General features: G+C 63.7%; 15 protein-coding genes. 7 read left to right on the top strand and 8 right to left on the bottom strand.

All coding sequences use genetic code 11. From position 1 onward, the window contains the following. Positions 1 to 86 precede the first annotated feature (86 nt). A complete protein-coding gene (locus tag ACODS1_RS17050; RefSeq protein WP_489086591.1) occupies positions 87 to 3,800 on the top strand; it encodes a response regulator in 3,714 nt (1,237 codons plus the stop codon). A 45-nt stretch (positions 3,801 to 3,845) separates the two neighbouring features. Continuing rightward, a complete protein-coding gene (locus ACODS1_RS17045) occupies positions 3,846 to 6,002 on the top strand; it encodes a putative bifunctional diguanylate cyclase/phosphodiesterase (protein ID WP_489086626.1) in 2,157 nt (718 codons plus the stop codon). Positions 6,003 to 6,014: 12 nt separating this feature from the next. Here ACODS1_RS17045 and yihG read toward each other — a convergent pair whose 3' ends face one another. The 4 genes from yihG to ACODS1_RS17025 form a co-directional block, all read right to left on the bottom strand. Further along, positions 6,015 to 6,911, bottom strand: a complete 897-nt coding sequence (gene yihG, locus ACODS1_RS17040; protein WP_489086590.1) for a 1-acylglycerol-3-phosphate O-acyltransferase, YihG family — start codon at positions 6,909 to 6,911, stop codon at positions 6,015 to 6,017. A gap of 209 nt (positions 6,912 to 7,120) precedes the next feature. Next, positions 7,121 to 9,214, bottom strand: a complete 2,094-nt coding sequence (pta, locus tag ACODS1_RS17035) for a phosphate acetyltransferase (protein ID WP_489086589.1) — start codon at positions 9,212 to 9,214, stop codon at positions 7,121 to 7,123. An 8-nt stretch (positions 9,215 to 9,222) separates the two neighbouring features. After that, positions 9,223 to 10,407: an acetate kinase gene (locus tag ACODS1_RS17030; RefSeq protein WP_489086588.1), complete on the bottom strand. Its 1,185-nt coding sequence runs from the start codon at positions 10,405 to 10,407 to the stop codon at positions 9,223 to 9,225. Further along, positions 10,408 to 10,581 carry a DUF3565 domain-containing protein gene (locus ACODS1_RS17025; RefSeq protein WP_489086587.1) on the bottom strand — a complete coding sequence of 58 codons (174 nt, stop codon included), beginning with the start codon at positions 10,579 to 10,581 and terminating at the stop codon, positions 10,408 to 10,410. It lies immediately after the preceding gene. Positions 10,582 to 10,709: 128 nt separating this feature from the next. On the opposite strand from ACODS1_RS17025, the gene ACODS1_RS17020 reads away from it, so the two are divergent. From ACODS1_RS17020 to clpB, 4 genes are all read left to right on the top strand, one after another. Further along, positions 10,710 to 11,195 (top strand): FKBP-type peptidyl-prolyl cis-trans isomerase, encoded by a 486-nt coding sequence (locus tag ACODS1_RS17020; protein ID WP_074679430.1) that lies wholly within the window; start codon positions 10,710 to 10,712, stop codon positions 11,193 to 11,195. Positions 11,196 to 11,346: 151 nt separating this feature from the next. Next, positions 11,347 to 11,832 (top strand): glutathione peroxidase, encoded by a 486-nt coding sequence (locus tag ACODS1_RS17015; protein ID WP_322980962.1) that lies wholly within the window; start codon positions 11,347 to 11,349, stop codon positions 11,830 to 11,832. Between the two features lie 133 nt (positions 11,833 to 11,965). After that, a complete protein-coding gene (locus ACODS1_RS17010) occupies positions 11,966 to 12,703 on the top strand; it encodes a nitroreductase family protein (protein WP_489086586.1) in 738 nt (245 codons plus the stop codon). 262 nt (positions 12,704 to 12,965) lie between these two features. Beyond that, positions 12,966 to 15,530: an ATP-dependent chaperone ClpB gene (clpB, locus tag ACODS1_RS17005; RefSeq protein WP_489086585.1), complete on the top strand. Its 2,565-nt coding sequence runs from the start codon at positions 12,966 to 12,968 to the stop codon at positions 15,528 to 15,530. 200 nt (positions 15,531 to 15,730) lie between these two features. Here the strand turns inward: clpB and dld are convergent, their stop codons facing one another. The 3 genes from dld to ACODS1_RS16990 form a co-directional block, all read right to left on the bottom strand. After that, a complete protein-coding gene (gene dld, locus ACODS1_RS17000; RefSeq protein ID WP_489086584.1) occupies positions 15,731 to 17,449 on the bottom strand; it encodes a D-lactate dehydrogenase in 1,719 nt (572 codons plus the stop codon). Positions 17,450 to 17,453: 4 nt separating this feature from the next. Next, positions 17,454 to 18,593, bottom strand: a complete 1,140-nt coding sequence (gene lldD, locus ACODS1_RS16995; RefSeq protein WP_489086583.1) for an FMN-dependent L-lactate dehydrogenase LldD — start codon at positions 18,591 to 18,593, stop codon at positions 17,454 to 17,456. Between the two features lie 82 nt (positions 18,594 to 18,675). Next, on the bottom strand, positions 18,676 to 20,370 hold the full coding sequence (locus ACODS1_RS16990) for an L-lactate permease (RefSeq protein ID WP_489086582.1): 1,695 nt from the start codon (positions 20,368 to 20,370) through the stop codon (positions 18,676 to 18,678). A 296-nt stretch (positions 20,371 to 20,666) separates the two neighbouring features. Between ACODS1_RS16990 and ACODS1_RS16985 the strand changes: the two genes are divergently transcribed. Then, complete coding sequence (locus ACODS1_RS16985) at positions 20,667 to 21,434, top strand: FCD domain-containing protein (RefSeq protein ID WP_322980956.1); 768 nt, start codon at positions 20,667 to 20,669, stop codon at positions 21,432 to 21,434. A 172-nt stretch (positions 21,435 to 21,606) separates the two neighbouring features. Here the strand turns inward: ACODS1_RS16985 and smpB are convergent, their stop codons facing one another. Then, positions 21,607 to 22,089, bottom strand: a complete 483-nt coding sequence (gene smpB, locus ACODS1_RS16980; RefSeq protein WP_322980955.1) for an SsrA-binding protein SmpB — start codon at positions 22,087 to 22,089, stop codon at positions 21,607 to 21,609. Positions 22,090 to 22,175 lie beyond the last annotated feature (86 nt).

The raw sequence follows: 22,175 nt of genomic DNA, 5'->3' as shown, positions 1-22,175 counted from the left end.
AAAACCTGTCTAGACTGCTTTCAAGTGGTTCTGTGACGCTCGTGCACGATCGGTGCGCGGTGGTTTTGGATGACCGAGGATTATGAATGGACGACAGAGCAGTCCAGCCCCCCAAACCCTGGCTGCCGATTCTGGTAGCGCTCGCTCTGACGCTGACCCTGGGCGGTTTGCTGCTGTGGCAGAGCCGGGTGGCGCACGAACTCCAGAGCGAGGATCGCCAGAACCGCTTTCAGCTCGAAGCCAAGGATATCGGCCAGCGCATCCTGACGCGGATGCAGACCTACGAGATGGTGCTGCGTGGCGTCTCCGGGCTGATGGTGGGCAGCGATCAGGTTTCGCTCGGCGAGTGGGAGCGGGCGCTCGATCAGTTGCAGTTGCAAGATCGCTACCCCGGTATCCAGGCGGTCGCCTGGTCACGATACGTTCGCGCCAGTGAGGTCGAGGCGTTTCGCCGCGAAACGCAGGAGCGAAACCGCAGCGGTTTTCAGTTGTTCCCGGAAAACGCTCAGCCCCCACACCTGTTCGTCGACTACGTCAGCCCGCTCGACTGGCGCAACCGTCGGGTGCTGGGTTTCGACATGCTCAGCGAGAGCGTGCGCCAGGCCACCATCGAGCGTGCCATCGAAACCGGAGAGGCCAGCCTGAGCGGGCCGGTGATACTGCGTCAGGAAACCGATGTGAATCCGCAGCACGGACTGCTGCTGTTCCTGCCGGTGTTCCATACCGGTCTGCCGCTGAATACGGTCGAGCAGCGCCGTGAAGCCCTGCTCGGCATGGTGCATGGGGCGTTTCGCAGCCATGACCTGATCGAGGGCATCCTCGGCCTGCAGAGTCGCAGCTTCGATATCGTGTTGCAGGATAAGGCGCTGGATGACAGCCCTCTGCTCAGCATTACGCGGCCCAGCGGTGGCGAGTCCGCACTATTCGTCAGCCATCAGGAACTGTCGCTCTACGGCCGCACCTGGCTACTGGACGTGACCGGTACGGTGGAATACGAACGCGCGCCGGGCCAGGACAGCGGCTCATTCAACCTCTGGGCCGGTCTGGTGGCCACCGTGCTCTTTGCCTTGCTGGTGGGCGGGTATCTGTATCAGCGTGATCGCAAGGAGTATGTCGCCGAGCTGGCGACTGCGGCGTTGCGGGAGCGTGAGGAGCGTTTTCGCCTGCTCATCGAACGCCTGCCGGTAGCGACTCTGCTGTGCAACGACGCGGGGCGTATCGAGATCGCCAACCGCAGCGCGGCGGAGCTGCTGGATTGTACGGTGCATGCGTTGATCGGCGAGACGGTGTTGCGCGTGTTGCCCAGCATCGAGTCGCCCAGCGACCTGCGGCAGCACCTGGACGAGTCCGATGAGCGGGTAGTGCGTACCCTGCGTGGTGATACCGTCCCGGTCAGCATCAGCCTCAACAGCCTGCACGAGGGCAGTGGCTATCTGCTCAATCTGGTCGATCTGCGCGCACGCAAGGTGGCCGAGGAACGCTTCCGCCTGGTGGTCGAGGCCTCGCCCAATGCCATCGTGCTGGTCGACGGCCTGGGACGTATCGCCATGGTCAATCGTCAGACTGAGCTGCTTTTCGGCTATGAGCGTCAGGCGCTGTTGGGCGAGCCGGTGGAAATGCTACTGCCCAACGCTCAGCGCGGTGTTCACGTCGGTCTGCGCCGGGGTTACCAGGCCATGCCTGAGCAGCGCCGCATGGGCAGCAACCGCGAGCTGTTCGGGCAGCACCGTGAAGGGCGACTGATCCCCCTGGAGGTGGGCCTTTCGCCGATTCGCAGTGGCGACGAGAACCTGGTGCAGGCGGTGATCATCGACATCAGCGAGCGCAAGGCGGCTGAGCACAAGCTGCGCGAGCAGGCCGAGCAACTGCTGTTGGCCAACCGCTACAAATCCGAATTTCTCGCCAACATGTCCCATGAGCTGCGCACGCCGCTCAACAGCATCCTCATCCTCAGTGATCAACTGCGCCAGAACCTGGCCGGCAACCTGACGGAAAAACAGAGCAAACACGCCGACATCGTGCACCGGGCCGGCACCGATCTGCTGCAGTTGATCAACGATGTACTCGATCTGGCCAAGGTGGAGTCCGGACGCATGCAGCTCAAGCTGGAGCCGATCAGCATGCAGGACGTGCTGGTCGAGCTCGATGCCAGCCTGCGGCCGATGGCCGAGCTCAAGGGGCTGCGTCTGCATATGCAACTGGACGCCGGTGTACCACGCATGGTGCATACCGACCGTGTGCGCCTGCACCAGATTCTGCGCAACCTGCTGTCCAATGCCCTGAAGTTCACCGATCACGGCGAAGTGACGCTTACCGTCAGCTGTCAGGACAAGCTCGACGATGGGCGCGAGCTCCTGTGTTTCTGCGTGCGCGACACCGGTATCGGCATCGATCCGGCGCAGCATGAGCTGGTGTTCCAGGCCTTTCAGCAGATCGACGGTTCCACCAGCCGGCGTTTCGGTGGCACCGGCCTGGGCCTGGCCATCACGCGTCAGCTGGTGCTGGCGCTCGATGGCGACATTCGTCTGCAAAGTGCGCCGGGGCAGGGCTCGACATTCACCGTGCACCTGCCTGTGCGAACCGTGCCCAACGTGCTCGAGGCGCCTGTCGAGGGGCCACACAGGGCCGGAGAAGGGCCTGCGCTGTTGATCGTCGAGGACGATGCCAACTTTGCTGCGGTGATCGCCGAAGAGGCGCACGGCCATGGCTTCTCCAGCGTGCACTGCCGCACGGGTCTGCAGGCCCTGAGCCTGCTGCAGCAGGAGACCTTCACTGCAGTGATCCTCGACATCCTGTTGCCGGATATCAGCGGCTGGCAGCTGTTCCGCCGCCTGCGCTCGCAGCCCAGCCATCGCCACACGCCGGTGCACATCATTTCCTGTGTGCCACAGCCGGCGGGCTGGAACGATGACGGTACGCGCTATCTGGTCAAACCTATCGGGCGTGATGAACTGGAGCAGGTGTTCCTCGAATTGCAGCACGAGCAGCGCCCCGATCAGCGCCTGCTGCTGGTCGAAGACGTCGAGGTGGAGCGCGAGCATTACCGCGATGAGCTGACGCGGCTGGGCTTCGAGGTCACGGCTTGCGCCGGCGCCGACGAGGCCTGTGAGGCTTATGCACAGGGCAGCTTCTGCGCACTGGTGATCGACCTCGATCTCCCCGAACAGGATGGCTTCGGCCTGCTCGAGCGGCTCAGCCAGATCCGTACGCTGCAAGGCGCGCGGGTGGTCATCAACACCGGCGTGGATGTAACCCAGCAGGCCTTGCAGCGCCTGCGGCGCTACAGCGCGGTGGTGGTACGCAAGCATGGTGAGGATACCCAGGCGTTGTGTCAGGCCGTGCAAGGCTTTCTCGGTGACGTGCGTGCACCGGAGCGTGTCCGCGCGGCGCAGAGCATGCTGCAAGGCCAGCGCATCCTGTTGGTGGACGACGATGTGCGCAATGTCTACGCGCTGACCGCCCTGCTCGACGAGGCCGGGCTGCAGGTCAGCTCGGCCAAGGACGGTCTCGAGGCCATTGCCAGTTATCAGCGCGAACCATTCGACCTGATCCTGATGGACATGGCCATGCCCAACATGGACGGCTACACCGCCACACGTCTGCTCAAGGAGGAGCACGGCTGCACGCTCCCCATCATCGCCCTGACGGCACATGCCATGAAGGGCGATCGCGAAAAATGCATTACCGCCGGGGCGGACGACTACATGGCCAAGCCGGTCAAGCGTGACGAACTGCTGGCGCTGCTCGAGCGCTGGTTGGGCGGGGCGTCGCTACCGCCAGGCCGCAATGATCTAACCTGAGAACAGGAGTCACCGGTGCGAGGGCAGAAGGATAGAGGATTGATGATGGCCCAGCAGCAGAGCAAGACCGCCACCGTGGCCGCCAAGCAGGTATTGCTGGTGGTGGATGACCGTGCCGAGAACCTGGAAGCCATGCAGGCATTGCTGGACGAGGGTGACTGGCTGCTGCGTTGCGCCAGTTCAGGGGAGGAGGCGCTGCGCTGCTTGCTGGAGGAGGAGGTGGGGCTGGTGCTGCTGGATGTGCAGATGCCGGGCATGGATGGCTTTGAAGTGGCACGTCTGATGCGCGGCAACCCGCGTACACGGCTGATTCCGATCATCTTCGTTTCGGCCATCGCCCAGACTCAGGACGCGGTGCTGCGGGGTTACAGCACCGGCGCCGTGGACTTCGTGCTCAAGCCGTTCGACCCCACCGTGCTGCGGCACAAGATCCACAGCCTGCTCGAACATGAGCGCAATCGCTGCGAATTGCAGCTGCTCACCCAGCAGCTCGACCGTGCCCGTGCCTTCAATGCCTCGGTACTGGCCAATGCGGCCGAGGGCATCATGGTGGTCGGCGACGACGGTTTCATCCAGTTCGCCAACCCGGCCATGGCGCAGATGCTCGATGGCGAGGTCGCCGATCTGGAAGGCTCGCAGCTGTTGTCGTTCCTGCAGAATCCGGCAACCGAGGGAGGCTGGCGAGAGTCCGAGTTCTATCAGCATTTCAAGCGCGAGGCGACCTACCGTGTGCATGAAGCCATGCTGCGCACGTTCAGCGGCGGCTGCCTGCCAGTAGCGCTGTCCTGTTCGCCGCTGCAGCGTTCTCAGCAGGCCATGGTGGTGATCGCGCTGGATATGTCGGTGGTGCGCAACCTCCACGCTCAGCTCGAATCGCAGGCAGTGACCGACTCGCTCACCGGTTTGCTCAACCGACGTGGTTTTCACCAGGCTCTGGGGTCGGCGCTGGCGCGAATCGAACGCAGTGGCCAGCGCCTGGCTGTGCTGTATCTGGATCTCGACGGTTTCAAGCGCATCAACGATTCCCTCGGCCATGATGTTGGCGATCAGTTGCTGCGCCGTGTCGGTGAACAGCTCAAGGCCTGCCTGCGCCCCTATGACAGCCTGGCCCGCATCGGTGGCGACGAATTCACCGCGCTGCTCGACAACCTCGGGCACCCGGAGGATGCGGCCAAGGTCGCCGAGAAGCTGATCGAGCTGGTGTCCGTGCGGCATACCCTCGACGGAGTGGACTTCACCTTGGGCGCCAGCGTCGGCATCGCCTGTTTTCCTGAATGCGGGCAGAGCGTCGAGGGCTTGCTACGCTCGTCCGACATGGCCATGTACGAGGCCAAACGGGCCGGGCGCCAGCAGTACCGCTTCTTTTCTCCCGAGATGAACGGCCGCGCACGGTCGCGGCTGATGCTCGAGGAAAGCCTGCGCCACGCCATCGAAAACGACGATTTCGTGCTGGTCTATCAGCCTCAGGTATACCTCGACAGCGGTCGCCTGCGTGGCTTCGAGGCGCTGCTGCGCTGGCAGCACCGGGTGGCGGGTACGGTGGCGCCGAACGTGTTCATTCCACTGCTCGAGGAGACGCGGCTGATCAATCGCCTCGGCGAGTGGATCTTCCGTGAAGGCGCGGGGCAACTGGCGGATTTTCGCGGGCATTTCGGTGAAGATCTGGTGCTGAGCCTGAACGTCAGCCCGGTGCAGTTCGGCATGCCGCAGCTGGTGTCGGAGTTGCAGCGCGCGCTGGAACGTTTCAGCCTGAAACCGAGCCAGTTGGAGGTCGAAGTCACCGAGAGTGCGTTGATGCAGGATCTGCAACTGACACAGTCACAGCTACGCCATCTGCGCGAACTCGGGGTGAAGATCGCCATCGATGATTTTGGCACCGGCTACTCGTCGCTGGCCTACTTGCGGCACTTCGAGCTGGATACCCTGAAGATCGACCGGCTGTTCATCGCCAACATGCTCGAATCCCCGCGTGATGCGGCCGTGGTCAGTACCATCATCGACCTTGGCCGCCACCTGGGGCTGGAGATCATCGCCGAGGGGGTAGAAACCCAGGCTCAGCGCGAGTGGCTGACGCAGCATCAATGCACCGTGATGCAGGGCTTTCTGGTTGCGCCAGGCATCCCCCCGGGCGAAGCCCTGCAAGTGCCGGCCCTGTTGGACTGGAACGGCCTGCCGCTGCCGCGACCGAGCAAGCCGCAGTGATGCTGGCGCGGGTCAGGCTGCGCGGTGCAGGGCGTCCAGTTCGGCGTCCTTTTCCTGCCAGAGCTGGTTGACCCAGCTCTGGAACGCCTGCCGGTACGCGTCGTCCTGATCGTAGTTGCGGCCAATGAACTCGCGCGGAATGTCCACCTGCTTGAAGCGCACCCGCACGGCATCCAGGCGGCCGCAGAGCAGATCCCAGAAACCGGGTACGCCATGCGGGTAGTGGATGGTGACATTGACGATGCTGTGCAACTGCTCGCCCATGGCATCGAGGACGAAGGCGATACCGCCGGCCTTGGGTTTGAGCAGGTACTTGAACGGCGACTGCTGCTGCGCATGCTTGGCAGGCGTCAGGCGTGTGCCTTCGAGGAAGTTGAATACCGCCACCGGGTTGGTCTTGTAGCGGGCACAGGCCTTGCGCGTGGTGGCCAGGTCCTGGCCGCGCTTTTCCGGGTACTTGGCCAGGTATTCCTTGCTGAAGCGCTTCATGAACGGGAACTCCAGCGCCCACCAGCACAGACCGATCACCGGTACCCAGATCAGCTCCTGCTTGAGGAAGAATTTCAGCAGCGGCATGCGTCGGTTGAGCAGGTACTGCAGCACGAGAATGTCCACCCAGCTCTGGTGGTTGCTGGTCACCAGGTAGGAATGGCGCGTATCGAAGCGCTCAAGGCCCTGCACATCCCATTCGATCCGGCCGACCAGGCGCATCCAGAACTTGTTGATGCCGATCCAGCTCTCGGCGACGCCATGCATGACGAAGCGCAGTGCGCGTTGAATCGGCGCGAATGGCAGCAACAGTTTGAGCAGGGCGATGATGAACAGCGGCCAGCACCAGAACAGCGTGTTGAGAGCCAGCATCAGGCCGGCGAGCAGGCCGCGCAATGGGGCAGGCAGGAAGTGCAGCATCGGACGAACGTCTCCAAGGGATGACACGCCTGGGCATTCTTCGAGGCCCATGGCGATGTAAGGGGCAGCGGCAGTCCCTGCTGCAAACCGTTTCGGGCGCCAAGGTTAACGGTTGTGCACTGACCTGCAAGTGCCAGCCTTGACCAATTGGTTTCGAGGTGCGGTTCGCGCCGCAGCGAGCAGGGCCCGCTGCGGCTGCGCGCGCCCCTTCAGTGCGCCAGGTTGGCCGCCTGGATGGCCGTCAGAGCAATGGTATAGACGATGTCATCGACCAGCGCACCGCGCGACAGGTCGTTAACCGGCTTGCGCAGGCCCTGCAGCATCGGGCCGACGCTGATGCAGTCGGCGCTGCGCTGCACGGCCTTGTAGGTGGTGTTGCCGGTATTCAGGTCGGGGAACACGAACACCGTGGCGCGGCCGGCCACCGGGCTGTTCGGCGCCTTCTGCTTGCCCACGCTTTCTATGGCAGCGGCGTCGTACTGCAGCGGGCCGTCGAGCGGCAGTTCCGGGCGTTTTTCACGGGCCAGGCGAGTGGCGGTACGCACCTTTTCCACTTCCTCGCCGCTGCCGGAGTCACCGGTGGAATAGCTGAGCATGGCCACGCGCGGGTCGATACCGAAAGCCTGGGCGGAGGCCGCGCTTTGCAGGGCGATCTCTGCCAGTTGCTCGGCATTGGGATCCGGGTTCACCGCGCAGTCGCCGTAGACCAGCACCTGATCCGGCAGCAGCATGAAGAACACCGAGGACACCAGGTTGTAGCCGGGAGCGGTCTTGATCAACTGCAACGCCGGGCGGATGGTGTTGGCGGTGGTGTGGATGGCACCGGACACCAGGCCGTCCACTTCATCCAGCGCCAGCATCATGGTGCCCAGCACCACGCTGTCTTCCAGTTGCGCTTCGGCCATCGGTGCGTTCAGCCCTTTGCCCTTGCGCAGCTCGACCATCGGCTCGACATAGCGACCACGAATCAGATCCGGGTCGAGAATTTCCAGCCCTTGCGGCAGTTCGATGCCTTGGGCGCGGGCGACGGCGTGAACGTCTTCCGGCTTGGCCAGCAAGACGCAGCGGGCGATGCCTCGCGCCTGGCAGATGGCCGCGGCCTGTACGGTGCGGGGTTCGGCACCTTCCGGCAGGACGATGCGCTTGGCGGCGGCCTTGGCCCGCTGTACCAGTTGATAGCGGAAGGCGGGGGGCGACAGGCGCAGCTCACGTGGCGTGCCACAGCGGGCGCTCAACCAGTCGTGATCGATATGCCCGGCGACGAAATCGGAGACCTTCTGCGCACGTTCGCGGTCATCCAGCGGGATTTCCTTGTTCAGGCGGTTGAGGTGGGTGGCGGTGTCGTAGGAGCCGGTGCTCACGGTCATCACCGGCAGACCGCTGGCCAGGGCGCCCTGGCACAGCTCGAGAATGCGCGGATCCGGGGCGAAATCGCTGCACAACAGCAGGCCGGCCAGGGGTACGCCGTTCATCGCCGCCAGGCAGGCGGAGAGGATGATGTCATCGCGGTCGCCCGGAGTGACCACCAGGGTGCCGGGTTTGAGCAGTTGCACGCTGTTGGCCACGGCGCGGGCACACAGCACGATCTTGTTCATGCGCCGTTGCTCGTAGTCACCGGCGTTGAGGATGCGCGCACCGAGCAGTTCGGCAATGTCCTTGGTGCGCGGCGCGTTCAGCTCGTCGAGCCAGGGGATGCAGCCGAGCAGGCGAAAGTCATCGCTCTTGAGCAGGGGCGAGATTTCACCCAGGCGCGTGGTGAAGGCGGCGAGGCCATCCTCACTGCGCACTTTGTTGAGGATCACGCCGAGCACCTTGGCATCTTTCGGCCCGCCGAACTGCTGGGCCTGAATCTCGATGCGGTCGCACAGCTCGTTGAGGCTCTCGTCTTCCGGTGCGCTGACCAGAATCACGTCGGCATCTAGGCTCTTGGCCAGGTGCGAGTTGACCCGCGCCGCGTAGCTGGCCTGGCGCGTCGGCACCATGCCTTCGACGATGACCACGTCCTTGCCGGCGGCTGCCTGCTGATAGAGGCTGATGATTTCTTCCAGCAGCTCATCCAGGTGGCCATCGCCGAGCATGCGCTCGACGTGGCTGAGCGACAGCGGCTTGGGTGAATGCAGGCCGTGGGTGCGGGCGATCAGTTCGCTGGAGCGCTCCGGGCCGTGGTCACCGACATGCGGTTGGGCGATGGGTTTGAAGAAGCCGACCTTGAGGCCGCTGCGCTCCAGGGCGCCGACCAGACCCAGGCTGATGGAGGTAAGGCCGACACCGAAGCCGGTGGGGGCGATGAAGAAGGTATGCATGAAAAACCTCAGTCGAGCAGGGCAAGGGTGTCGAGAGCGATCTGCCGCTCTTCGTTGGTCGGTACCACCAGCACGCGCGGGGAGCCGTCGCTGTGGATGGCGCCAGCGACGCCGCGTACGCAGCGCGCATTGGCCTCGGCATCGAGTTTCAGGCCGAGCAGGGCGAGGTGGGCGAGGGTCTTGCTGCGAACCAGCGCCGAGTTCTCGCCAATGCCGCCGGTGAAGATCAGGCCATCGAGCCGCTGCAGCGCGCAGCTCATCGCCGCCAGCGACTTGGCCAGGCGGTAGCAGAACACCTCGATAGCCAGGGTTGCGCCGGCATGGCCCTGTTCGCGCGCCTGCTCCAGCGTGCGCATGTCGTTGGACAACCCGGACAGGCCGAGCAGGCCGCTCTCCTTGTTGAGCAGGGCGTCGATCCGCTCCAGGCTCCAACCCAGGGTGCGCGCCAGGTGGCTGTGCAGGTTGGGGTCGACATCACCGCTGCGCGTGCCCATCACCAGGCCTTCCAGCGGAGTCAGGCCCATGCTGGTATCGCGGCTGTGGCCGTTCTCGACCGCGCAGGTCGAGCTGCCGTTGCCCAGGTGCGCCACCAGCCAGCTGCTGGCGTCATACGCTAGGCCACTCAACTGTGCGGCTTGCTGGCTGACGTAGCGATGGCTGGTGCCATGGAAGCCATAGCGGCGTACGCCGTGCTCGGCGTACAGCGCCTGCGGCACCGCATAGTGGTAGGCGTGCTCGGGCAGGGTCTGGTGAAAGGCGGTGTCGAATACAGCGACATGCACCAGTTCCGGGAACAGCTTCATCGCGGCTTCGATGCCTTGCAGATTGGCTGGGTTGTGCAGCGGCGCCAGGGGGGCGATCTGGCGGATGAGCTGCAGGCTGGCGGCGTCCAGGCGGCAGGCACCGGAAAAATGTTCGCCGCCATGCACTACGCGATGGCCGATGCCATGCAGTTCTCCTGCTGCCGCTCGCTGCACGATGGGCAGCAGGTGCGACAGGGCCAGGCGGTGATCGGCGCCGGGTAGCACCAGGCTGTCGCGCGTCGCTCCCTGTTGCCAGTGCAGTACGGCCTCCGGGCTGCCGAGGCGCTCGGCCAGGCCACTGAGAAGGAAGGTGTCTTGCGCTTCGTTGACCAGCGCGAACTTGATCGAGGAACTGCCGCAGTTGATTACCAGGATATTGCGTGCCGGCATTTAGGCTTCCTTGTTGTCTTCGGTCGAGCGGTCATCGCCCTGGTTGCACCAGCCACAGGCGAAGTGGCTGCCGATTCTGGCCTGGCGCTGCCGGGCATCGAGCACCCAGGCACGATTCTGCCAGGGAGGTTGATGCCGCAGATGCTGGCTATGACCGCAAGACAAGACTGCCACCCAATGACCGTCTTCGTCCTGACGAAAATCAACGATGCATGCAGCCCGTTTGTCTGGGGTCGGGTCGCAATCGTGGCCAGCCTTGGTTAAACTTGCCCGTTCATTTCTCTTTCGCAAAAGGTCTCCCCATGCTGATCGCCGCCAACAAGGCCGTCTCCATCGACTATACCCTGACCAACGATGCCGGTGAGGTGATCGACAGCTCCGCTGGCGGCGCGCCGCTGGTGTATCTGCATGGTGCCGGCAACATCATCGCCGGTCTCGAGAAGGCTCTGGTCGGCAAGCAGGTCGGCGATGAGCTGGACGTTTCCGTCGAGCCGGAAGAAGCCTACGGCGAATACAGCGCCGAGCTGGTTGCTACCCTGAGCCGCGCCATGTTCGAAGGCGTCGACACCCTGGAAGTCGGCATGCAGTTCCACGCCTCCGGCCCGGACGGCAGCATGCAGATCGTCACCATCCGCGACATCGATGGCGACGACGTCACTGTCGACGGCAACCACCCGCTGGCCGGCCAGCGCCTGAACTTCAAGGTCAAGGTCGTCAACGTGCGTGACGCCAGCGAAGAAGAAGTCGCCCATGGTCATATCCATGGTGAAGGTGGTCATCACCACTGATTGATTCGAAGCGACTTGCGGTCGTTCTTTTCGAGCAAACCGCTGCTAAGCTCAATCATGCGATCAAGGCGCCTCAGGGCGCCTTTTTCATGCGTCGCAACCGGCAGGGCGGCTTGGCCCTGTTGCACTGGATTCGCCGAGGAAGTTCGTCATGAGTGCCTTTCACGATCTCAATCTGCGCGCGCTGGACGGCCAGGAACTGCCGTTGGCGCCTTACAAGGGGCAGGTGGTGCTGGTGGTCAACGTCGCCTCCAAATGCGGCCTGACGCCCCAATACGCCGGGCTGGAAAAGCTCTACCAGCAATACAAGGGCAACGGCTTCACGGTGCTGGGGGTGCCCTGCAACCAGTTCGCCGGCCAGGAGCCAGGTAGCGAGGACGAGATCCGTTCGTTCTGCAGCCTCAACTATGGTGTGAGTTTCCCTCTGGGCAGCAAGCTGGAAGTCAACGGCCCCGGTCGCCATCCGCTGTATCGCCTGCTGGCGGGCGAGGGCGCGGAATTTCCGGGCGATATCACCTGGAATTTCGAGAAGTTCCTGGTCGGCCAGGACGGCCGCGTGCTGGCGCGCTTCTCGCCACGTACCACACCGGAAGATCCGGCGCTGATCCAGGCCATCGAGAAAGCCCTCGGTCTGTAAGCGCAAGGCGCCTGCTGCCTCGAACGACGCAGCGGGCGTGGCTAATCGGCCAAACCCACGGCCATTTCCTCTCGTACGCTTGTTCGCTGGGTTGCCTGGTTGCTTAATCGGGCGACTGCCGAGGAGTGTGCCCATGACCCGCTTTCCCAACGAGCAAACGCCCGCCATGGCTTCGCCGGCCGAACTGCGCGCCTTGATCGAAAGCCGCCGCGCGGTGCGACGTTTTACCGAGGAGCCCGTAGCGGACGCGGTGATTCGCGATTGCCTGGAGTTGGCCGTGCTGGCTCCGAACTCCTGCAACCTGCAGCCGTGGAGCTTCCAGGTGATTCGCGACCCGGCCCTGTTGGCGCAATTGCATCCGGTTTGCATGAGCCAGAATGCCGCGCGTGCGCCTTTGATCATTGCCGTGCTGGCGCGGCCGGACACCTGGCGTCAGGCCTGTCGCAACGTCATCGATCATTGGCCCGAGGCCGAGGTGCCGGCGCGTATCCGCCACTTCTACAGCAAGACCGCGCCGTTTCAGTACAACCAGGGGCCGCTGGGGCTGCTCGGCCTGTTCAAGCGCCAACTGGTGCGCCTGATGGGGTTGCGCAAGCCCCTGATGCGCAGGCCCAACAGCAAGGCCGATATGCGCCTGTGGGCGGTGAAGTCCACTGCGCTGGCGGCAGAGAACCTGATGCTGGCCTTCCAGAGCCATGGCTATGCCACCTGTCCGATGGAGGGCTTCGACGAGCCGCGCTTGCGTCGTGTGCTGGACATCCCGCGCCAGGCCATCCCCATCATGCTGCTGGCCGTTGGGCGCCAGGGCGAGAAGGGCGTGTACAACCCGCGTTTGCGCTTTCCGCTGGAACAGCAGGTGATCTGGCGCTGATCTGGATCAAGTCGCCCTATCTTGAATACGGCGTAATCGTCCTTATCTAGTCTGTATCTCGGCGGGCTTCTACGGACGCCTCTAAAAACTATCTGCGTTGTCATTACTGCGTTAAAAACAAGCTCAAAATGCTCATTTACAGCTCGTAAACTCCGCTTTTTCGCTTGTTTTTGCCTTGTACTGACTGCCTCGCCTACGTTTTTAGAGGCGCCCTTTTTTCGGGGAAGTTGTCCCGGCCCGCCACTCTGGAGGAAGGACATTTATGCGTATCGATCGTTTGACCAGCAAGCTGCAACTTGCACTCTCCGACGCCCAATCCCTGGCGGTGGGCATGGATCATGCCGCCATCGAACCGCTGCACCTGCTGCAGGCGCTGCTCGAGCAACAGGGCGGCTCAATCAAGCCGCTGCTGATGCAGGTGGGCTTCGACATCAACAGCCTGCGCCAGGGCCTGACCCGCGAGCTGGATCAGCTCGGCAAACTGCAGAACCCCACCGGCGACATCAACCTGTCGCAGGATCTGGCGCGCCTGCTCAACCAGGCCGACCGCCTGGCGCAGCAGAAGGGCGACCAGTTCATTTCCAGCGAACTGGTGCTACTCGCCGCCATGGACGAGAACACCAAGCTGGGCAAGCTGCTGCTTGGCCAGGGCGTATCGAAGAAGGCCCTGGAAAACGCCATCGCCAACCTGCGTGGCGGCCAGGCGGTGAATGATCCCAACGTCGAGGAGTCGCGTCAGGCGCTGGACAAGTACACCGTCGACCTGACCAAGCGTGCCGAGGACGGCAAGCTCGACCCTGTGATCGGCCGTGACGACGAGATTCGCCGCACCATCCAGGTGCTGCAGCGCCGCACCAAGAACAACCCGGTGCTGATCGGCGAACCCGGCGTGGGCAAGACTGCCATCGCCGAAGGTCTGGCCCAGCGCATCGTCAATGGCGAAGTGCCCGATGGTTTGAAAGACAAGCGTCTGCTGTCGCTGGACATGGGCTCGCTCATCGCCGGCGCCAAGTTCCGTGGAGAGTTCGAGGAACGCCTGAAAGCGGTGCTCAACGAGCTGTCCAAGCAGGAAGGGCGCATCATCCTGTTCATCGATGAGCTGCACACCATGGTCGGAGCCGGCAAGGGCGAAGGTGCCATGGACGCCGGTAACATGCTCAAGCCGGCCCTGGCCCGTGGTGAGCTGCACTGCGTCGGCGCTACCACGCTGGACGAATACCGTCAGTTCATCGAGAAGGACGCCGCGCTGGAGCGCCGCTTCCAGAAGGTACTGGTGGACGAGCCCAGTGAAGAGGACACCATCGCCATCCTGCGAGGCCTGAAAGAGCGCTACGAGGTGCACCATGGCGTGACCATCACCGATGGCGCGATCATCGCGGCGGCCAAGCTAAGCCACCGCTACATCACCGACCGCCAGTTGCCGGACAAGGCCATCGACCTGATCGACGAAGCGGCCAGCCGCATCCGTATGGAGATCGACTCCAAGCCGGAGGAACTGGATCGCCTGGATCGTCGCCTGATTCAGCTGAAGATCGAGCGCGAGGCGCTGAAGAAGGAAGACGACGACGCAGCCCTCAAGCGTCTGGAAAAGCTCAAGGAAGACATCGCCCGCCTGGAGAAGGAGTACGCCGACCTCGACGAAATCTGGAAGTCGGAGAAGGCCGAGGTACAGGGCTCGGCGCAGATCCAGCAACGCATCGAGCAGGCCAAGACCGAGCTGGAGGCCGCGCGGCGCAAGGGCGACCTCAACCGCATGGCCGAGCTGCAGTACGGCATCATCCCCGATCTGGAGCGCAGCCTGCAGATGGTCGACCAGCACGGCAAGAGCGAGAACCAGTTGCTGCGCAGCAAGGTCACCGACGAGGAAATCGCCGAGGTGGTATCCAAGTGGACGGGCATACCGGTGAGCAAGATGCTCGAAGGCGAGCGCGAGAAACTGCTGAAGATGGAAGGCCTGCTGCACCAGCGCGTGATCGGCCAGAACGAAGCGGTGGTGGCCGTGGCCAACGCCGTGCGCCGTTCCCGGGCCGGATTGGCCGACCCGAACCGACCGAGCGGTTCGTTCCTCTTCCTCGGTCCGACCGGGGTGGGCAAGACCGAGCTCTGCAAGGCGCTGGCCGAGTTCCTCTTCGACACCGAAGAGGCGCTGGTGCGCATCGACATGTCCGAGTTCATGGAGAAGCACAGCGTTGCCCGCCTGATCGGTGCGCCGCCCGGCTATGTCGGCTATGAAGAAGGCGGTTACCTGACGGAGGCGGTGCGTCGCAAGCCGTATTCGGTGGTGCTGATGGACGAGGTGGAAAAGGCCCATCCGGACGTGTTCAACGTCTTGCTGCAGGTGCTGGAAGACGGCCGTCTGACCGACAGCCATGGCCGCACCGTGGACTTCAAGAACACCGTGATCGTGATGACCTCCAACCTCGGCTCGGCGCAGATTCAGGAGCTGGTCGGCGACAAGGAAGCGCAGCGCGCGGCGGTGATGGATGCGGTGAGCAGCCACTTCCGCCCCGAGTTCATCAACCGTATCGACGAGGTGGTGGTATTCGAGCCGCTGGGCCGCGAGCAGATCGCCGGTATCGCCGAGATTCAGCTGCAGCGCCTGCGCGGTCGGCTGGCCGAGCGTGAGCTGAGCCTGGATCTGACGCCGGAGGCGCTCGACAAGCTGATCGCCGTTGGCTACGACCCGGTCTATGGCGCACGGCCGCTCAAGCGTGCGATCCAGCGCTGGATCGAGAACCCGCTGGCGCAGCGCATCCTGGCTGGCGACTTCGCACCGGGTGCGCAGGTCAAGGCCAAGGTGGCGGACGACGAGATCGTCTTCGCCTGATCGGTTGCCGCGTAAACACCAAGGCCCGCCAATTTGGCGGGCCTTTGCTTTTGTAGCCCGGATGAAATCCGGGAAATAGGCGTCAGGTATCTCCGGATTGCATCCGGGCTACGGTGCAGCGGAGCCATTGTGGGAGGGGCTTTAGCCGCGACCGTCGCCGCTGAAGCGCCTCCCACATCCGTAATAGCGGCTTCAACGTCTCAGCAGCAACCACCCCAATGCTTCTTCTTCGAGGTATGGCCGATGCCGGGGTTGAAGGTATTGGTCGGATCCAGTTCGCGGTAGAAACCGGCCAGCGCTGGCTTGGCTACGTACAGATGGCCGACATTGTGCTCGGCCGGGTACTCGGCTTGGCGAGCGTCCAGCAGCTTCCACATGCGGTGTTCCATCTCGATCGGGTCGATGCCCTTCTTGACGATGTAGTCCTGATGGAACACATGGCAGAAGAAGTGCCCGTAGTAGAGCTTGTGGATGATCTGCTCTTCCATTTCCTGCGGCAGCGTCTCGACCCAGTCGCGGTCATTGCGGCGCAGGGCGATATCCAGTGCGAGGATGTCCTCGACGCTGCTGCGGTGCGCCTCGCGGTAGCGAATGGCGGCGCCGGCGATGGCGAAGCGATGCAGGAACGCCTTGCGTCCTTCCTCGACGTCGCACTCGAAATAAGCGCCGCTGGTGCTGCTGGCGAAGTAATCGTTCAGGAACGCGCGGGTCTGCTCCAGGGTGTCATTGGAGACCCGCACCAGCAGGTGATGCTCGTAGCGGTCGCGGTACTCGCGCATGCGCGCTGGCAGGTGGCTGGGCAGCAGGTTCATCAGCGCCTGGATCACCTTGTCGGTCACCCCGCGCAGGCCGAAACGCTCAAAGAATCCGTCGACCCGGCTCTTCATGGCGAAGGCGGCGGGCACCTTGGCGGTACCGAATTTGTCGATCACCAGGAAGGTGTCCTTGCCGTATTTCTCGCCGATATCGAAGGCCGTGCGGTGGATATATTCCCCTGCAATCGGCAGGCGCGGCAGCTTGGCCAGCAGGTGGCGGCGCACTTCGGTGAGGTCGTGCGGATCGTTGCTGCCGATGTAGAACACCGTGCTCGGCTCTTTCGGGAAGGTGTCCAGGCGCACGGCGAACAGGCACAACTTGCCAGCCGAACCGGAGGCTTCGAACAGGCGCGACGGGTCGGCGTTGAAGCGCGCCGGGGTGTCGGCATCGACGTCGCGAACGTGCTCGCCGTAGCGCGCATCGGAGGCCTTGGCAGTTGCTTCATTGCGCACCTGCTGCGGCGTGTAGTCGCCGTTCTGCAGGCGAGTAAGAATCTCCTCCGGGGTGTCGCCCAGCTCGATCCCCAGATGGTTGACCAGTGCCAGCGTGCCGTCATCCTTCACCTGCGCATACAGCGCCAGTTCGGTATAGGCCGGGCCGCGGCGCACCAGAGCACCGCCGGAATTGTTGCAGATGCCGCCGAGTACCGAGGCGCCGATGCACGACGAGCCGATCACCGAATGCGGTTCGCGGTTCAGTGGTGCCAGCGCCTGTTCCAGGCGGTCGAGGGTGGCGCCGGGCAGACAGACAACTTGCTCGCCATCGTTGATCAGTTGCACACCGGTGATACGCAGGGTGCTGATCAGCACGATCTCGCGGTCATAGTCGGCGCCATCGGGCGTTGAGCCACCCGTCAGGCCGGTATTGGCCGCCTGCATGATGACGATCCGGTCGGCCGCCACGGCTGCTTGCAGAGTGCGCCACTGTTCCAGCAGCGAGCCGGGGCGTACTACCGCGAGCACATTGCCTTCACCCGTGCGGTGCCCCTTGCGGAAGCGCCGCGTGGCTTGCTCGTCGGTGAGCACGTGGCTGCTGCCGACGATCTGGCGCATCTGCGCCAGCAGGGCGTCACGGGTTACGGGCGTGGCGACTGCAGCATTCATGGCATCAACGCTCCTTGACCAGCAGATCCGGGGTGATCTCGGCGATGGACTTGGCGCCGGTCAGCACCATGGCCACGCGCATTTCCTTCTCGATCAGATCCAGCAGGTTGCTTACGCCCGCGCCACCGGCAGCGGCCAGGGCGTAGATGAAGGCGCGACCGAGCAGCACGGTATCGGCGCCCAGGGCGAGCATGCGCACCACGTCCAGGCCGGTGCGGATGCCGGAGTCGGCGAGAATCTTCAGCTCGCCCTTGACCGCATCGGCGATGGCCGGCAAAGCACGGGCGCTGGACAGTACGCCGTCGAGCTGGCGACCGCCGTGGTTGGAAACAATGATGCCGTCGGCACCGAAGGTCACCGCATCGCGGGCGTCTTCCGGGTCGAGGATGCCCTTGATCACCATCGGACCGTCCCAGAAGTCGCGGATCCATTCCAGATCCTTCCAGGAGATCGAGGGGTCGAAGTTGGCCCCCAGCCAGCCGATGTAATCGGCGAGGCCAGTGGGGTTGCCCCGGTAGGCGGAGATATTGCCCAGATCGTGCGGCTTGCCCATCAGGCCGACATCCCAGGCCCATTGTGGATGGGTCATGGCCTGCAGCACACGGCGCATGGCGGCGTTCGGGCCGCTCATGCCGGAGTGGGCGTCGCGGTAGCGCGCGCCGGGTACGGGCATATCGACGGTGAAGACCAGGGTCGAGCAGCCGGCAGCCTTGGCGCGCTCCAGGGCATTCTTCATGAAACCGCGATCTTTCAGCACGTAGAGCTGGAACCACATCGGCCGGTCGATGGCCGGAGCCACTTCCTCGATGGGGCACACCGACACGGTGGACAGGGTGAAGGGGATGCCCTTGGCCGCTGCCGCCTTGGCCGCTTGCACCTCACCACGGCGCGCGTACATGCCGGTCAGGCCCACCGGTGCCAGGCCCACCGGCATGGACATCTTCTCGCCGAACAGCTCGGTGGACAGATCCAGCTCGGACATGTTCTTCAACACGCGCTGGCGCAGTTCGATATCCGACAGATCGGCGACGTTGCGGCGCAGGGTGTGCTCGGCATAGGCGCCGCCGTCGACGTAATGGAACAGGAAGGGCGGCAGCTTGCGCTGGGCCGCGGCGCGGTAGTCGGTAGAGGCAGAAATGATCATGGGCTCATCCTGTTACTGAAAAGAGAAAGCGTAGCCTGACGGCCAATGCCCCGACATTGTCGGGGCGGGTGCGACCAGTCGATCAGCGTGCCAGCAGCGGGTCGCTGACACCCAGCACATAGATCGCGAACATCGCGATGATGCCGGTGAACAGTACGTAGTACAGCGTCGGCCAGATGGTCTTGCGCAGCGTGCTGCCTTCGCGGCCGAGCAGGCCGACGGTAGCCGAAGCGGCGACCACGTTGTGGATCGCCACCATGTTGCCGGCGGCAGCGCCCACGGCCTGGACGGCGACGATCAGCGCGCTGGAAATACCCAGGCTGCTGGCCACGCCGAACTGGAACTGGCTGAACATCATGTTGCTGACGGTGTTGGAACCGGCGATGAAGGCGCCCAGCGCACCGATGCTCGGCGCCAGCAGCGGGTAGATGCCGCCGACGCTATCGGCCACCCAGCGCGCCATGAGGATCGGCATGCTGGCCAGTTCGGCGCCATTGACGCCGGAGTTGATCAGGATGCGCACCATCGGCACGGTGAACAGCAGCACGAAGCCGGCGCTGAGCAGCACGCTGGAGGATTCTTTCACTGCTTTGCCCAGGTCACGCGCCTTCATGCCATGCAGGAAGAAGGTGGCCAGCACCACGGCAACCAGGATACCGCCGGGCAGGTACAGCGGCTGGAAGTTGGCGCTGACGCCGGTTTCCCCCAGCAGGTCAGGGAAGTTCACCACCACGGCCTTCAGCGCGTTACCCACGTCCGGGAATACGCGGCTGATCACCAGCAGGGCGCCGACCAGCACGTAGGGCAGCCAGGCACGCAGGGCGCTCATCGGTTTGGCGGTCAGCTCGTCCAGCTTCATCTCGACGGTGCCCAGCCATTCGCTCGGCCACTGGTCTGCGGGGGCGAAGTCCCAGGTCTTCTTCGGTACCAGGAAACCAACGCGCGCGGCGCTGGTAACGATGGCCAGGCCGATCAGACCGCCCAGCAGCGAGGGGAATTCCGGGCCGAGGAACACGCCGGTGAAGACGTACGGCACGACGAAGGCCAGGCCGGCGAAAATCGCGAACGGCAGCACTTCCAGGCCGGCTTTCCAGCTTTTCTCCTGACCGAAGAAACGGGTCAGCATCATTGCCATGATGGTCGGCATGACCACACCGACGGTGGCGTGGATGATCGCCACTTCACTGGTGATCAGCTGCAGGAACTGCGCCCAGGACGAACCCTGCTCGACCAGATGTTGGCCGATGGTGGCGGTATCCAGGCCGGTATTGACACCCACGATGATCGGCGTGCCGACGGCGCCGAAGGACACCGGGGTGCTCTGTACCAGCATGCCCAGCAGCACCGCGGCCATGGCGGGGAAACCGATGGCCACCAGCAGCGGCGCGGCGATGGCCGCCGGCGTACCGAAGCCCGAGGCGCCCTCGATGAAACAGCCGAACAGCCAGGCGATGATGATCGCCTGGATGCGGCGATCCGGGGTGATGGTGGCGAAACCGGCGCGAATCGCGGTGATGCCGCCGGAATGCTTGAGGGTGTTCAGCAGCAGGATGGCGCCGAAGATGATCCACAACAGGCCGAGGGTGATCAGCAAACCTTGCACGGTGGAAGCCAGAACGCGGTTGAGGGTCATGTCCCAGGCGAACAGACCGACGGCGGCGGTGACCAGGTAGACCAGCGGCATGGCGTGTTTGGCTGGCCAGCGCAGGCCGATCAGCAAAACGGCGGCAAGCAGAATCGGCGAGAACGCCAGCAGGGCGAGAATTCCGTTGGACATTGCGAGTTACTCCGCACGAGCGCGCGGTTGGCGCGGCAGGGATGAGGCGTGATCGAACAGGCTTGCAGCGACATGGGCTGTCATGGCGTGACCTCGATGGATTGTTGTTCTTGTTGGCTAAATTGGTAAGACCAATTTACAAAATAGCCGGCTCAGGTTAAAAGTTGGCCAAATATCTGTCAAATCGAGACGTTAAGACTTTGGTCGTATGACGCCGGCTTGTTCGCCAGGGAGTCGCGCTATAGGCTTGCGCGACGAGGCCTTGAGGCCTGGTCAAACCAATGGAGAGGCGAGGGATGGAAGTAGGGCAGGTGCGGCAGCGTCGTCTATCGGATGACATCGTCGCGCAACTGGAAACCATGATTCTCGAAGGCACCTTGCGTGCCGGCGAGCGGCTGCCTGCCGAGCGTGTCCTGGCCGAGCAGTTCGGGGTTTCGCGTCCTTCGCTGCGTGAGGCGATCCAGAAGCTGGTGGCCAAGGGGCTGTTGGTCAGTCGTCAGGGGGGGGGCAACTATGTAGCCGAAACCATCGGCGCGACCTTCAGCGACCCCTTGCTGCAACTGCTGGAAAGCAAGGAAGACGCCCAGCGTGACCTGCTGGAGTTCCGTCATACCCTGGAAGGTTCATGCGCCTATTACGCCGCTCGGCGTGCCACCGACATCGACCGACAACGCCTCACCGAGGCTTTCGAGGCGCTGCAGGATTGCTATAACCGCAAGGGCAAGGTGACGCGCGCGGAGGAGGGGGCCGCCGACGCCCGCTTCCACCTGGCGATTGCCGAAGCCAGCCACAATGCCGTGCTGCTGCATACCATCCGAGGCCTGTTCGACCTGCTCAAACGCAACGTGGTGACCAACATCGGTGGCATGTATGCGCAGCGCGAAGAGACCCGCGACATGCTGATCGACCAGCACCGCGCCCTCTACGAGGCGATCATCGAAGGCCGTGGCGAAGACGCGCGCGAACTGTCGAATCGACATATCGACTACGTGCAGGAAGTGCTCTCGGAAGTGCAGCTCGAAGCCCAGCGCGTGGCGCGCGCGCAGAGGCGCTTGGGGATATAGGAGGCAGGCTAAAAGCGCGTACTCGGCTTTGGCCTCAACAAAATGTGCTGGCGCCAGGCTTGGTATGGGCAGGCGGACTGTTCGCCTAGGCTCCTGAGTCCGCCCTACACCCGGCTCCGCTCCGGGCCTAAGGCTTTGCCTGCAGCTCGAAGCCTGCCGCATGCCGCCGCTTTTAGTCTTCCTTGCCCTTGCTGCGCATGGCGCGCTGAACCTCGCGGTCGGCGTCGCGTTCTTTCTCGACGTGGCGCTTGTCAAAGTCCTTCTTGCCCTTGGCCAGGGCGATCTCGCACTTGACCAGATGCTGCTTCCAGTACAGCGACAGCGCGACGGCGGTGTAGCCCTTCTGCTGCACGGAGCCGAACAGCTTCTCCAGCTCGCGCCGGTTCAGCAGCAGCTTGCGGGTACGGGTCGGGTCGGCGATCACGTGGGTGCTGGCGGTTTTCAGCGGGCTGATATGCGCCCCCATCAGCCAGGCTTCGTCGTCCTTGAGCAGCACGTAGCTGTCGACCAGCTGCGCCTTGCCGGCGCGCAAACTCTTGACTTCCCAGCCGGCCAGGGCGAGGCCCGCCTCGAACTTCTGTTCGACGAAGTAATCGTGCAGCGCCTTTTTGTTCAGCGCGATGGTGCCTTGAGGATGTTTCTTTTGTTTAGCCATAGGGCGCGCATTATAGGGAGTCGCCCGCGCCTGCGCCATGGGGCGCGCTGAGCCGATTGCCGGCTTGCGCTTGAGCCGCTCGAATG

It is taken from the genome of Pseudomonas sp. FG29 (assembly GCF_057809355.1).
The sequence above is the reverse complement of the archived record's forward strand: the minus strand, read 5'-3'. Positions and strand labels throughout refer to the sequence as shown.